The sequence below is a fragment of the Saccharopolyspora sp. NPDC002578 genome (assembly GCF_053592695.1).
Genome location: NZ_JBSFWJ010000003.1, coordinates 169707 through 184561, shown reverse-complemented (window position 1 = coordinate 184561; position 14855 = coordinate 169707). Strand labels below are relative to the sequence as shown.

The 14855-nt window shown below is 71.3% G+C and carries 4 protein-coding genes; all 4 read right to left on the bottom strand.

What is annotated here, in order from left to right; all coding sequences use genetic code 11:
- On the bottom strand, positions 1-10005 hold a 10005-nt coding region (locus ACWD38_RS03365), incomplete at its 3' end, for a toxin glutamine deamidase domain-containing protein (RefSeq protein WP_450123247.1).
- 194 nt (positions 10006-10199) lie between these two features.
- Complete coding sequence (locus tag ACWD38_RS03360; RefSeq protein ID WP_450123246.1) at positions 10200-10946, bottom strand: hypothetical protein; 747 nt, start codon at positions 10944-10946, stop codon at positions 10200-10202.
- On the bottom strand, positions 10943-11380 hold the full coding sequence (locus tag ACWD38_RS03355; protein ID WP_184477780.1) for a YbaB/EbfC family nucleoid-associated protein: 438 nt from the start codon (positions 11378-11380) through the stop codon (positions 10943-10945). Before ACWD38_RS03355 ends, ACWD38_RS03360 begins: the two co-directional genes overlap by 4 nt.
- A gap of 113 nt (positions 11381-11493) precedes the next feature.
- Positions 11494-14808 (bottom strand): right-handed parallel beta-helix repeat-containing protein, encoded by a 3315-nt coding sequence (locus ACWD38_RS03350; RefSeq protein ID WP_450123245.1) that lies wholly within the window; start codon positions 14806-14808, stop codon positions 11494-11496.
- Positions 14809-14855 lie beyond the last annotated feature (47 nt).

Genomic DNA, 14855 nt, shown 5'->3' with positions numbered 1-14855 from the left:
CGCCTTCGCGTCTTCCTTGGCCTTGGCTTCCGCCTTCGCCTGCGCTTCCGCCTTCGCCTTCGCGTCTTCCTTGGCCTTGGCTTCCGCCTTCGCCTGCGCTTCCGCCCTCGCCTTCGCGTCTTCCTTGGCCTTGGCTTCCGCCTTCGCCTTCGCGTCTTCCCTGGCCTTCGCGTCCGCCTTCGCCTGCGCTTCCGCCCTCGCCTCGGCTTCCTTCCTGGCCTTCGCTTCCGCCCTCGCCTGCGCGTCTTCCTTGGCCTTGGCTTCCGCCTTCGCCTGCGCTTCCGCCCTCGCCTCGGCTTCCTTCCTGGCCTTCGCTTCCGCCTTCGCCTTCGCGTCTTCCCTGGCCTTCGCTTCCGCCCTCGCCTCGGCTTCCTTCTTCGCCTTCGCTTCCGCCTTCGGATTCGGTTGGGGCTGGGACGTCGGGCGCGGCGGTCGCTGCGTTCCGGCGGACGGCTGCGCGCCGGATTTCAGGGCGGTCAGCACATCCTCGACCTCCTGGATGCGCTGGAGACCGACCTCACCCGGGTTCTCCCTGAGGCGACCGAAAGCGCGCTCCAGACGATGAACCGGGGTGCCCGGCGGCATGTCCAAGACCTCGCAGACCCACTCCAGCGAACCCGGCTTCGACCTCGGCTCCGGCTTCGCCTGAGTTCTCGGCTCGGGCTCGGACTCGGCCGGTCGATTCGGGCCGGGCCCGGGCTTCGGTTCCGGCTCGGGCTCGGGCTTCGACGCCGACTGCGGCTGGGATTGCGCACCGGACTGCGACAACTCCGCCAGCGCGCTCTCGATCTCCCGAACACGCTCAGGGGTCAACGACCCCGCGTACCTGTAACCCGCGAGCGCGCGCTCCAAGTGGTGCACCGGCGCACCGGGCCGCACCCCCAGCTCGCGGTAAACCCAGTCGGACGAGCGCGAACCCGACCCGACCTCCGGCTCGGGCCGGGACTGGGCCTTCGGCGGCTCCGGCCGGGCCGCCGGCTTCGGCGATGGCGGCTTCGGCTTCGCCTGCGGCTCCGGTTCGGGGCGGCCTTGCGGTCGCGGAGCCGAACTTCCCTCCGTGCGCGGTCCCGGCCTGCGTCCGCCCGGCTCGTCCTCCGCCTCGGATTCGGACTCGGAATCGGATCCCGGGTCGAACTCGGAGTCGGAGACGTCGTCCGGGTCCGAGTCCACGTCGAAGTCCGACCCGATCTCGTCGTGATCGTTCTCGACAACTCCGTCATCGCGACGATCGGGTTGCGCGGAGGGCCGTCCGTCGGCGCGGGCGGACCCGCCGCGCTCGATCTCCGCGAGTTCGGCCTTGGAGTACCGGGTCGAGGCGAGCGCGGTCCGCTCGACCACGTACCGGGTCTTCCGGACCGTCCGGGGGAAGAAGGTGCCGACGGTCGCGGTCTCCCGGCGCCTGCGCACCCGGAACCGCACCAGGCCGCGGTTGTCCGCCACCGCGATCCGGCCACCGGGCAGCAGCGAGGACCGGTGGTTGCCGACGAACACGTCGACGTCGTACCCGAGTTGCGCCAACCGCCTGGTCAAGTCCGCGAGGAGCACGTCGTTGTGCAGCGGATCGGTCAGCAGCAACAGCTCGGGCTTGTGGCCCGAGCGCTGCGAATCGGAGAGCAGGTCGAGGAACCTGTCGCTGCGAACCAGGTACTCCGCGACGGTGGAGCCGCTCGCCCACACCGTCCTGGTGCGACCTCCGCTCTTGACGGGGAGCTTGAACATCCCGTCGCCGTTGCCGAGCGCCAAGATGGCCGGCTCGTCGAAGGGCGGGTCCGTCTCGCTACCCGCGACGGCCGTCGTGGCGCGAGTCGGCTGCCCGGGGACCGTCCGCATCACGCGGATGCGGTCCGCGGTGCGCGCCCACTCCTGGACCCGCGCCGCCCGGTCCGGGTCGGCCTCCAGCAGGATTCCGTTCGGTCGCCCGTCGTCGGTGCGCAACGTCCCCCGGTCGACGTCCTTGCGCCGGAATTCGAGCGAACGCCCGCGGGAGTCCTCGCCCTGGAATCCGGGGCGCGACTTGCGACGGCTGAACAGCCCCGCGCCACGGCCGGTGGGGCCGGCGGGCATGGGTTCGCCCGCGATTTCCAGCGGTGTCGGAGCCAGGTGCAACTCGTCCTTCGACGTCACCGGGGCCAGCCACACCTCCAGCGGGTTCGTGTCGAGATCCGCGAACCAGCCGATCTGGTCGTCCAGGAAGACCGCTCGGCCATCGATGTTCTTGACCCGGAAGAAGTGGCCGTCCCCGTCGCCCTGGTCCCGGTAGACGATCGCCTGCGAGCCTTCGGGCCGTCCCTTGATGTACTCGGCACCGCTGGAATACCCGTCCGGCTGCTGCGAGAACCGCAGCCCGGTCTGAGCCTCCACCTCCTGCCGGAACATCGGGCCGCTCGGCTGCGCCGTGAACTCGGCCGCCCGCTCCGGGTGGTGATCCGCGTTCACGCCCTGGACCGCGGCGAGCTGGCAGTTCGTGTCGCTGCCGGGAACCCCGTCGAGGTAGTTCTGCCGGTTCGCCAGGCCGAAGCCCGGGACGCTCTCCCGCAGGAAGTCCGCGCCGCCCACGGGATCGTCGGCGAAGGTCGTCGCCGACACCACGTCCGGCAGTCGGCCGTCCTGCTGACCCGACTCGGTCAGCGCCGCCGCGGACTCCACACCACCTCGGCCGTACCGGACGGCCGACTCCAGCGCCTGGTAGCCGCTCCCCTGCTCGCCCGCGAACCCCTCGCGGTCATTCGGGCGCGGCCGGAAGACTTCGACGACGCGCTGCTGGTCGATCAGGTGCCGGCGGCCCCGCTCCGGACCGGCCGCGCCGCCCCGGCCGGTGGGCTGCCGCGAATCGGTGGAGCCGTCGCCGTGCCCGGACCGGTCCCGCTGCTCGCCGCCCGAGGAGTTCGAGGGCACGACGTCGTCGTAGGCGGGAGGCGGGCCTTCGGGCTCGTACCCCGGCGGCGGCTCTTCCCTCTCGTACGGGGGAACCGGATCGTCGATCCGCTGCCCCAGGTCGTCCACCGGCCGCGGTGCCGCCGGCTCCTCGACCGACTCGCTCACCGGATCCAGCAACTGCCGATGCCCGGTCGCCCGCGCCGCGTCCGGATCGCGCTGCGGTGCGATGTAGGTCGAATCGGACCGCGACAGCGAAGTGGGAATACGGGTACCGGGACGTCCCGTCGCGGCCGAGGCGCCCCGGCTGCGGCGCGGGTTGCGCCCGTCGGAGGAGCCACCCGCACCAGGCCCACGCGCGCCCTGCCGCACCGGCAGGTTGCTAGGCGCCATCACGCGATCGGTCGGCGCCTCGTAGAAGTACAACGCCTGCGCAGGAGTCCTGGCCCCCAGATCGCCGGTCTGCCCGTCGAAGTACACGACCCAGCCGTGCAGGTTGAGCACCGTCAGCCAGTGCCCGATGTCCTGCTGCTGCTGGAAGAGCGGGCCGTGGGAGTCGTGCGGCAGCCGGTCGACGTGCCCCTCGACGGACGCGTAGGACCGGGGCCGCGCGGGACCCAGGCCGGAGATCACCTCGACCATACCCCGCTGCACGACGCCGCTCGGCCTGGCGCGGAACTCCCCCCTGCTCGCGCGCTCCGGGAAGTTCCTCGAGTTGGACGTGTTGATCGCGGCGGCGGCGCAGTTGGTCCGGTGCCCGGGGACGTTCCGCTCGTAGTTGGCCTTGTTCACCCGCAGCTGCGGCGCGAAGTACCGGCGCACGAACCGCTCCCGGCGAACCGGATCGTCGGCGAAGGTCTCCAGGGAGATGACCCGCGGCCGCCCGGTGGTGTTCGGCGGAGTCCGAGCGAGGTCGTCCCGCGCCTGGTCGAGCACGTCCCTCGTGCGCACCGCCTCGGCCTGCGCCGATTCCGCGAGCACCTGCGGCGAAGCCGTCGGCGCGGCACCGCCGTACCGAGCGCCGGACGGTTCCGTCCCATGGTTCGACGGCTCCGCCGGAGGCATCTCGGCGGGGTGCTGCAACCACTCGGTGGGCAAGAAGAGGTTCTCGAACTGCTCGGTGTCGTGCAGCGTCCCATCACGGAGGTAAGCGGCGATCAGGTCGATGTTGCCCGCGTCGTAGGTGAACTTGACCGCGCGGCGATCGCTGGGCGTCATCCACACCGTCACCCGCCGATCGGAAGCGTCGAGCTCCACGGTGAACGTGTGCGTCGCCTGCAAGCCCGGCCGGGTGAACACGAAGGAGCGCGACCGTCCGTCCGGGCGGTCGATCACGGTGGCCGACGCATCAGCGAGGTCGAAGGAGTAGGCGCTGCGCATCGATTCCTGCTCGAAGAAGCGAGTGAACGCCTGGAACGCCTCCGGGATGCCCATTCCGGGCGCCTGCTCCTGGATCAGCTGGTCGGCATCCTCAACAGCCAACTCCTGGGCCTCGACCGAGATGATCGTGAAGCCGTTCTCGACCCGCCGCCCCACCTCGATGTACTCACTCGGCGCCAGCAACACCTCCGACTGATCAGCATTGATCTCCTGGGCGTTATCGGGCCGCCCTCGGAGCTCCGGCGGATACGACATCGCGATCAGCGCGTGCGAGGGCTGGGTCCTGATCTCGAAGATCGCGTACTGCGAGCGCCCACCCCGGTTCCGCGTCCACTCCCGCACCATGTCCGGATCGAACGACGTCGACGAAGGCAACCGGTCGGTGAAGGTGCCCGCGGCGCGCTCGGCCGCCCCCAGCCGGATCGCCCGGTACAACGTCACCGGGCCGCGTTCCCCCTCCTCGGAGAGGAGACCGCGGGCGTGGCCGTAGAACTGCCGAACATGATCACGGAGGGCGTTAAGCCTGGCTCCCCTAGTGGTGACGTGTCCGCCGTCCCCACGGTGGCCCGTGAACCTTCCCATGACGGCGTCCTGCATGAATTCCCGCAGTTCGACATCGCGCCGCGCCTGCCCGAGGTGCACGTCGGCCGTGCGCGCGGCCACCACCGCATCCGATCGGACCGAGCGGCTGGCCCCCTCCGGCGCCACGGTTGCGCCGGCGCGGTAGTGCAGTGCCTGCAAGACCTGGTCGTTAGCGGGATCATGCGCGCTGCGGTGGGCCTGCTCGACGTAACGCCCCAGAGGGGAATCAGGGTTTCTGAACTCACGCACCGCATCGGCGATGGGTTGGACGTTCTCCGGCCTGGGCGCGTTCGGCGCCAAGCTCCGCAGCCGTTCACCGACCCGCGCTCGTTCGTCACGCACCGCTCCCATGACCCGGTCCAGGCCGTCCGCGGTCAACGGCATCGGGAGCTCCGCGTTCCGGAACATCCACCGCGTCGCCACCGGGGTGTCCACCATCCGGCCGACCATCCCGGCCTCGCGCCCGCCACCGAGCGCCTCGGTGACCTCTGCTCCGCGCCCGTGCAGGAGTCCGAGCATGTGGCCGAGGTCGCCGACGGTCATGTCCGCGTCGTCCGAGTTCTGCTCGACGTACTCGCGGAGCGTCCCCAGCGACTCCAAAGCCGTGTCCGCGTTCATCGCCCAGAGCAGGTCGTTGTCCTCGTCGAGGAAGTCCGAGGCGCTGCGCGCGTCGGCCTGCCCGGTGGCGGCGGCGGTCCAGTCCGTTCCCCCGGTCAAGCCGCGGGTGACCGAGCTCAACCTGTCGGCCGTCTCCTGATCGTGCCGGGGGTAAGGGGTGCTCCCGTCGTGCAGCGACAGGTACGGCCGGCCGACGAGAGCCGCGAGGTTCGTGGCGTTCGCGCCCTCGATCGCCGCCGGCAGATCGCCGAGCTGGAACAGCTGCCAGAACACGTGCTGCGGCAGGCCGCCGGTGCGCAGGACGAGCACGTCGTCCGGTCCGAGCCCGGCGATCACCTCGCTCAGGTCGCCGTCGGTCACGTCGGCGTAGCTCAGCCACGGGGCCTCGTGCCTGGGCACGTACCCGACCTGCGAATCGGAGATCTCCAGCATGATCGAAGGGCGGCCCGGGTTCGACGCGTGAATCCCCTCCGCCAGGTGCGCGGACACGCCGGGACGCACGAACGGCTCCACGTTGCGCATGCCGTAGATCGGCATGAGATCCACCCGCGCGGGCCCGGTCACCGCGTCGACCACCGCGTGCACACCCGCGATCCGGTCGTCACCCCGCATGTGATCGCCGATGAAGCGCTTGAGCTCCGCGGGATCGTCGATGCGCGGTACCTCGAACCGGTACAGGGCGTTCGGGTCGATCCGCTGGTCGAGGTCGACGATCGCGGGTTCCGCGTTCGGATCGGGCCGCGACAGGTGCACGCGAGTGCCCGTCTCCCAGAGGTAGGGCTTGAGCACGATCGCTTCGTTCGCGCCGAAGCGGTCCAGGAAGTTCGCGGCCTCCTCGACGTTCTCCGGTCCGATGGCGTCGTCCGCGGCGCTCAGCACGACGCGATCACCGGCTCCGTGCCACTCGGGCGAACCCAGCTCGACCGTCCGCAGGCCGTCGTCATCCCCGATGAGCCTGCGGAGCTTCGCGATCGGCTCGGCATCGCCCACGACCGTGATCTCGCCGCGCACGCCGAGCCCTCGCAACGACTTCGCCAACGTGGTAGCCGCTGCCTGATGACCGAAGCTCCGGCCATCGGCCACCGCGATGACGACGCCATCGCGATTCAGGTCCTCGACCAACGCGGCCGAATCCGGCCGATCGGGCACCGGCTCTGCCTGCCCGGTCATCGCGGTGGCCTCCGGGACGGACCGCTGATCGACCTCGTCGCCGGTGTCCAGCGGCGAGTAGACCGGGTTCAGCTCGTCGGTCGACGTCAACGGCGAGAACCACACCTCGGCGGCCGAATTCGACGCGAGGCTCCAATCCTGCCCGTCGAACAGCACCAGGTCATCGCCGCGCTGGTGCGCCGAGAACGAGTGCCCGTGCGTGCCCTCGTAGCCCAGGCTGATCATTCCGACGGGGTAGTCCGCCTCCACGCCGTCGCCGTGGTGCACGTGGAAGGCGCGCTTCAGGGACGCCGCGTAATCCCGCACATCGACGACCCCGTTCTCCTGCAGCTCCATCGGCGGCAGACCGGACTCCGGCACCCGCGATCGGTCCACCATGCCGCTGGGCCCGGCCACGAACTCCGCCGCCCGAGCGGGGCGGAGGTCGGCGTTGAGCGACTGGATCGCCGTCGCGACGCAGTTGTTCCGGTACCCCAGCAGGCCGTCCTGGTCGTGGCGGTAGTTCTGCTTGTTCACCAGGAGGAAGTTCTTGAAGTGCTTCTCCTTGTAGGCGAACTCCCCGGCCGGGTCGTTCGCGAACGTCTCCGCCGACACCACGCCGGGGATCGCCGCCGACGTGCCGGGCACCGCGGTGCCGGACGACGACCGCGCGCCCACGAGCTGAGCGGGGTTCGTCGCTCCGGTCCGCGGCTCGATCCGGTGCTGCGGCGGGGAGTTCTCGTCGCGGCGCGCGTCCCGGTTCGAGGCCTCGGCGCTCACCGGCGCGGGGGTCCGGGCCGAGTCCTCGCGCGGCGGCTGCGCGGTGTCGTCCTGGTGCTGCGGCCGGACCTGGTAGCGCTGCTCGGCCTGCCCGGGATCGGTCGCTGGGACGTTCGGGAGGGACGCGGTCGACAGCGGATCAGCGTGCTCCTGCGGCGCCTCCCGTTCGAGGGACAGCTGAGGACTCGCGCTCGCGACGTCGTCCTCGGTGGCGTCCGAGACCTGGTCAGGACGCCGGATGCCCGGGTTGGGGGCGTTGGTGCCACCTCGCACCGCACCTGCCGCCGGGTCTCGCGGGGCCGCCGGAGTGCTCGTGGTCGTCTCGCCCCGACTCCCCGTGGTGGCGGCCACGGGGCCGGTCGTGCTCTGCCGGCCGGAATCCTGCTGGTCCTGCTGCTCCGCCACGGGACGTGGCGCAGCGGGCCGGTCGCCGTGTTGATCGGACTCGATCCGCCGCGCAGCGTCCTGCTCCGGATCGCGAACCGGCTGGTCCACCGAGAGCCGGTCCGGAGCCGGTCGGACCGGCTCCTGCCGGGCCGCGTCCGGGTCCGTCGAGTTCGGCCGGGCTCCCGATTCCGGGCCGTTCTCCTGCGCGGGCCGGTCCTGCGGCGAGAGGGGCTGGTCGCCGGGCACGTCCCCCGGAGACTGCGGCACGGAGGTGGTGAACCCGGGCAACCCGCCGTCCAGGCCGGTGCCCAGCCGCGGCGCGGTGTCGGAAACCTGCTGCTGCGAAACGGAAAGCGGCTGCTGCGAACCGATCGGCAGAGGTTCCGCGCCCGGCTGCCGCGACGGATCCGCATCGCTGCGGGGCGGCGTCGCGCCACCGTCCTGCTGCGGAACCTGCTGTTCGCCCGGCGTGCGGCCGGGCGCGCCGGGCGGCGGTGCCGTGGAGTCCTGCTGCGTTTCGCCGCTCCGGCCCGGACCGTTCTCCTGCTGCTCGACGGGCGAGCGGTGCTCGCCGATGCCCTCTCCACCGACCGGAGCGCCCTTGTCCGACTGGTGCTGCGTGGAATCGACCGGGGACTGCTGCCCACCGACCTGTTCCTGCCCGCCCTGCGGAGCGTGCGCCGCAGGTGGCTCCTGCCCCGCCGAAGGGATCTGCTCGGGACTCGGGGTGTAGGCCGAAGGCGGCTCGTGTCCGCCCACCGCTTCCTGCCCACCGGACGGCGCGGGCGCCGGCGGTTCCTGGCCCGCCACGGGGACCTGTTCGGGACTCGGGGTGTACGCCGGAGGCGGCTCCTGCCCGCCCACCGCTTCCTGCCCACCCTGCTGGGCGTGCGCCGCAGGCGGCTCCACCTGGCCGGGCGACTGCTGCGGAGCCGGGGTGTAGGCCGGAGGAGCCACCTGCCCCGCAACGGGCGCCTGCCCGGGTTTCGGCGTGTACGCCGGGGGCGGCTCCTGACCGCCCTTCGGCGACTGCCCTCGGGTCGGGAGCTCCGACTTCCCCTGCCCCTTCTCCGGGGACGGGGAATACGCGGGCGGCGGCGACTTCATCTTCTCCGGCGACAGGCCCTGCGGCGTGTCCGGCTTCCCCGGTGACTGCTGCGGGACCGGGGTGTACGCCGGGGGCGGCCCGGCGGACTTCTCCGGAGGCGGTTGGGTCGAGGGGTTCTCGGATTTGACCGGGGGCGGCTCGACCGGCCCGGGCGATGGCTTCTCCGCGGACGACCGGTCGCCACCGCCCCGTTCCTCGGGCAGCGGCTTGTCGGGCAGGTTCACCGCGGTGTCGAGGTCCGGCGAGTCCGGGATGCGGTTGCCGTGCTGGTCGAATCCGAGCTCGCGCCGCTTCTCGGTCGCCCAGTTCTGCAAGATCTTGGTGATCGAGCCGATGCTGGTGCTTGAGATGTAGGTCCCCAGCGGATCTCCGGCACCGCCCATCAAGGACGCGACGACCATCTCGACGGGGAGCTCGCCCAGGAACTCCAGGTGGGACCCGCCGTACCAGGTGTGGGAGAGGTCCTTGGTGAACTGGTTGTAGCTGGCGCCCTTGTAGAGGCCGCTGATGATGGCGCCCGCCGAGAATCCCGCCAGCCAGGAGACGTAGAGCGCCTCGCCGTCGATCTTGTTCTTCTTGCCCTGCGCGATCGTGATGACCTGCGGGAGGCCGCTCTGGATGAGCTCCTCGTTGCCCTCCTCGATGCCTTGCCAGGCCATGCGCAGCCAGCCGTTGAGCGACCCCGCCATCTCCTTGCCCTGGTCGACGATCGCCTTCAACGTCATGCGCCCGGCCATCAGGCGAGAGGGCAGCAGGAAGGGCCCCCACGGCGAGGCCATGATCATGGCGATGTCGGCCACGATGAACGCGGCCGTGGTGTAGAACTCGTACCAGATCTCCTCGCCGTTCACGCCGAACATGTCGACGCCGTCGGCGGCGTTGTAGACCGCGCGGACCTGGTTCGGGACCTGGCCGGTCAGGTTCGAGCTGTAGTTGCGGATCGCTTCGGCGGTGTCGCCCTCGACGCTGTCCAGCGCGCCCGCCGAGAGCTGGTTGATGCCGTTCGCCTGCTGCTGGTAGTTCTGCGCGTGCGAGCGGAGCTCGCTCGAGAGCGCGTACATGTGCGACGAGTTCACGTCGAGCGGGTCGATGCCGGTCGTGATCCACGCGAAGACGTCCAGGCTCACGGCTCAGCTTCCTTCCGAACAGACGACGACTACCGGCCCACCTTCCAGCGGGTGCGGGCGGTGACGACCGGACGCGCGGCCGAACCGGGGATAACCATCACGAACCGCCGATCAGCGGGTGTCCCCGCGCCGATCGGCGCGCCACTCGGCCCACGGCGGGACAGGTGGGGTGACCGTCCGGCCCCGGCACGAGGTCACCGAACTCCGCGGGGCGCAACGGGATCCACCGACTCCCGCGCTTCTTCGAACTCGGCTTCACCCGGCACACCCGGGTCTACCGAATCCCGCCCCTCCTCGAACCTGGCTTCACCCGGCACACCCGGGTCTACCGAATCCCGCCCCTCCTCGAACCTGGCTTCACCCGGCACACCGGGGTCTACCGAATCCCGCCCCTCCTCGAACTTCGCCTCACCAGGCACGTCCGGCTTCTCGCTGCGGACGAACTGCGGTTCTTCGGCGTTCGCGAGGACGGCCTGGGAATCACCCGGCTCACCGGAACCATCCGATCGCGGCGAGTCGCCCTCGCGCTCGAAGGCGAACGCCTCGGTCGGCGACCACGGCACAGGCTCCTTCTCCTCCTGCGATGCGGGCTGCTCCGGCCGCGAGGGCTCGCCGACGTCGGTCTCGCTCTGCAGGTTGAAGGTCAGCTCGTCGGCGCTGTCCCGCGAGTCCCCGTACATCCGGCCGTTGTGGTGCAACCCCGTGCCGATGTGCTCCATGAGCCCGCTGAGCCCCTCGATGCCTCCGGTGTAGGCCGCCATCCCGTCGTTGAAGGTCTGCCGGAAGTCCTGGCCTTCCTTGTCGTTGCCGAAGCTCTCGGAGTACCGGAGCATGATGTCGCCTGCGCCGGAATGCAGGTCGTTCAGCAGCGTCTGCTCGTCGTAGTAGCCCTGCCCGCTGCGGCCCAGCCGCTCGGGATCCACCCAGAACGAGCCGCTCATCCGCGCATCTCCTCGATCCGCGCGGCCCGGCTGCGCTGCGTCTCGGCGACCACCGGCGGCAGCTGGGGCTCAGCGGCGGCCAGGGCTTCAGCGCTGACGTCCCCGCTGAGCACGGCTTTGGCGTTGAGGCCACCGGGCATCATCGGGGCGATCAGCTCGGCCATCTGCTCGGTGGCCTTCTCCCGGGCCGCTTCGATCGTCTTCGTGATCAGCTCGGCCAGCTCGTTCTTGGGGAGCTTGCGATAGGCGGCGGTGGGGAAGTGCAGATCCTTGATCACACCCTGGTTCCCCACCGTCACCGACACCTCCCGCCGGGGCGAGACCGCGGTCGCCGAGAGCTCGGTGATCCGCCGCTGCATGTCGCCGAGGCCGGCGCTGACGCGTTCGTACTCCTCGCGCAACATCTCGATGCTGCGACGATCCACATCGGACACGGAAACCTCCTGGATGAGACTTGCTTCCCACTCAACCCGACGCGATGCCCACCACTCGACGACGCGAGCGGGATCGAGGACCAGCGGGCATCCGGTCTGCCCCGATTACCGCCTCAGCCCACTGAAGCCAGCCCGGAGCGCGTCGGCTCGACCCGCTCCCCCAGCCCGGCCAGGTCGGCGAGCGCCAACGTGCGCGAAGCCGCCGCCCGGGCCAGGTACCGGGAGAACCGGTGGGCGTCGTGCACCGTCGAACCGCCCGACTCCGCGAGGCGCGCGTGCACCGCCTCGCACACCTCGTCCGGGACCTCGTGGCCGCGCTCGCGCAGGTACCGGACGGCGATCTCCGCGAGCTCCGCGGTGGAGTACGCGCCGATCTCCCATCGCTGCCCGAAGTTCTCCGCCAGCTTGGGCGCCCGTGCCAGCACGACCTCCAGGCTCGCGCGGGTGCCGGTGAGCACCACCACCGATTCCGCGGTGTGCTCGCGCAGCGCCGCCTGGAGCGCTTCGGCTTCCTCCGGCTGGGACTCGCCTGCCGCGTCGGCGTCGACCACCAGCACTCCGCCGCGGGCGTCCTGGAGCGCCTTGCGCACCAGGCTTTCGGCCTGGCCTGGCCAGTGCGGACCGAGTTCTCCGGCCAGCGAAACCCGCACCAGCTGGCCGATTCCGACCAATCCCAGTTCGGAGAGCCCCTGGGCGTAGAGCCGGGCGAGCTCGGAGCGACCGCTGCCGCGCCGCCCGACGAGCACCGCGTTGCCGTGCCGGCCGACCGCCCGGCGGCCGTTCTTGCGCTCGCACAGCGACAGCAGCGCCGCCCCGACCGCCTGCCGGGTGTCGTCCATCCCGCTGAGCTCGGAGAGCCGCCGCCAGGCATGGGTGGCGCGCAGGGCCGAGCGCGGGTCGTCGGCGGCGTCCGGCGTGGTCGGCTGCTGCGACGGGAGCTGCTCCAGCATCGCGGTCTGCGGAGCGATGTCCTCGGCGGTCAGCCTGCTCAGGTCGGAGTCCCTGGCCGGTGGGCGCTGGGCGAGCCGCGAAGCCTGGAGGCTGATCATCTCCTCGAAGAGCTTGCGCGCCACGCGACCGTTGCCGAAGGTCTCCCCCTTCGGCACGCGGGTGAAGTAGTTGGTCAGCTCGTCGATCGCGTCGTCGGTGAGCTCGTAGTAGTGCTTGCGGCACAGGTTGCTGGCGATGGTCACCAGCTCTTCGACGCTGTAGTTCGGGAACTCGATGGTCCGGGTGAAGCGGGAGGCGACACCGGGGTTGGACTCCAGGAATCCCTGCATCAGCTCCGAGTAGCCCGCGACGATGACCACCAGCTCGTCGCGGTGGTCCTCCATCATCTTCATCAGCGCGTCGATGGCCTCCTGGCCGAAGTCCGGGCCGACGCCGCCGCTCTGCGCGTTGAGGGTGTAGGCCTCGTCGATGAACAGCACCCCGCCGATGGCCTGGTTCACCAGCTCGGTGGTCTTGATCGCGGTCGAGCCGATGTACTGGCCGACCAGGTCGGCTCGGGCGGCCTCGATCATGTGCCCCTTCGACAGGATGCCCAGTTCGGCGAGGACCGCGCCGTAGAGCCGGGCCACGGTGGTCTTGCCGGTGCCGGGCGGGCCCGCGAAGACCAGGTGCCTGCTGATCGGCGGCATCGGCAGGCCCTTCTCCTGGCGGACCTGCGACATCCGGATCAGGTTGATCAGGCCTCGGACCTCCTGCTTGACGCCTTGGAGGCCGATCAGCGAGTCGAGTTCGGACAGCGGGCCGTTCAGCTCGGCGCCGCTGGCCCCGAGCAGCGAGTTGTCCACTTCGGACTCCTCGGGTTCGGGCGCGGAGCGGTCGACTTCCCGCCGGGAACCGCGGGGAGACTGCGGTGCGCCGGTCGCGGCGTCCGTCACCAGGTCCCGCACGGTGATCCGGGCGTCGTCCTGCGGGCACCGGATCGCGACTCCGCCGCTGCCCTTGATCGCGCACCGGTGCAGGGCGACCGGCTCCGCGGTGTCCAGGTGCGCGCCGTCGCCGGCGCTGCCGAGCACCTCGCACTCGTCGAGCCGCGCGCCGCCCCCGGCCGTCACGTGCACGCCGTGCCCGCCCGCCGAGCGGATGCGGCAGCTGCCCGCCCGCACCGAACCACCTGCGGTGATCAGCACGCCGTCGGCGAGCGCCTCGACGATCTCGGTGTCGTTCATCGACACCTCGGCGCCCCCGACCCGCAGCCCACCACCGCGCAGCAGCGCCGAAACGAGCTCCGCACGGCCACCGGTGAGCACGAGCGCCGCTTCGGTGCCCGCGGTGATGCGGGTGTCGGTGAGCGCGGCCCGCGCGGACTCGGCGAGCTCCACCGCAGCGGAGGTGGCGGTCTCGATCGACGCGTTGTCGACCACGACTTCACCGGTGCCCGCCAGCAGCATCCCGGAACCCGAGTCGGCGGTCGCGCGGAACGCGGAGAAGTGCGAGCCCGCCGAGGAGGACAGCTGCGCGATCGCGTCCGTCGTCCCGCGCACCGTGGTCTTGTCGAACCGGGGCCGGGCTTCGCCGTCCACGACGATGCCCACCCGGCAGTCCTCGACGACGCACTCGACCAGCCGGGGCGCGGCCCGCCCGGTCACCTGCACCCCGCACCGGGCGGCGGAGAACGTGCACCCGCGCAGCAACGGGTTCGCCTGCTCGGTGAGGTACGCGGCCTGGCCCGCGGCGCCGGAGAACCGGGAGTCCGCGATCTCGACGGACGCGCCGCCGGTCACGTAGAGGTCGACGTTGACCCCGTCGCGCACGTCCAGCTCGGTGGCTTTGAGGGTGCCCTGCTGCTCGACGACGAGCGCGGGCTTGGCGGCCTCGGTGATCGCGCCGCCTTCGAGCAGGCACCGGCCCCGCCCGTTGACGCAGATCCCGTTGCCGCCCGGGCGTCGCACGACGAACCGGCGCAGCGTCAGCGAACCGTCCTCCCCGACCACCACGGCCGAGGAGGCCACATCGGAGACCTCGCTGTCCTCCACCGTGCTGGCGGCCGAGGACGTGATCACGATGCCCGCGCCGCCGGTGCTCGTCATCCGGCAACCGCGCGCGGCGACGGAGCCGCTGCCCCTGGTCAGCAGGGCCGACCACGACGAGCCGGCGATGCGGCAGCCGTCCAGCGCGACCTCGCCGCGCCGCACGTCGACCGCGGGGTAACGGCCGTCGTCGCAGACCAGCACCAGTCCGCGCAGCTGAGCGCCCTCGGTGTCGATGACCAGCGCGCTGTTCTCGGCGGCGTGCACCTCGACGGTGCCCTCGCCGTCCTCGGCGGTCAGGTTGACCATCCGGTCGACGACCAGGTTCTCCTCGTACCGGCCGGGCCGGATGCTGATGGTGGCTCCGTCGTGGGCGGCCGCGAGCGCGGCGCCGATCGAGGGGAACGCGCCCGGTCGATCTGCTCCCACCACCAGAAGTTCGCGGTTCATCGACCTTCCCCTCTCTGACGACCCGTCCTCGAATCCGCTCCGCGGCG

Bases quoted from the DNA above. Each gene is read 5' to 3' on its own strand.
- ACWD38_RS03360 (WP_450123246.1), bottom strand. From the start codon at position 10,946: ATGAGCGGCTCGTTCTGGGTGGATCCCGAGCGGCTGGGCCGCAGCGGG.
- ACWD38_RS03350 (WP_450123245.1), bottom strand. From the start codon at position 14,808: ATGAACCGCGAACTTCTGGTGGTGGGAGCAGATCGACCGGGCGCGTTC.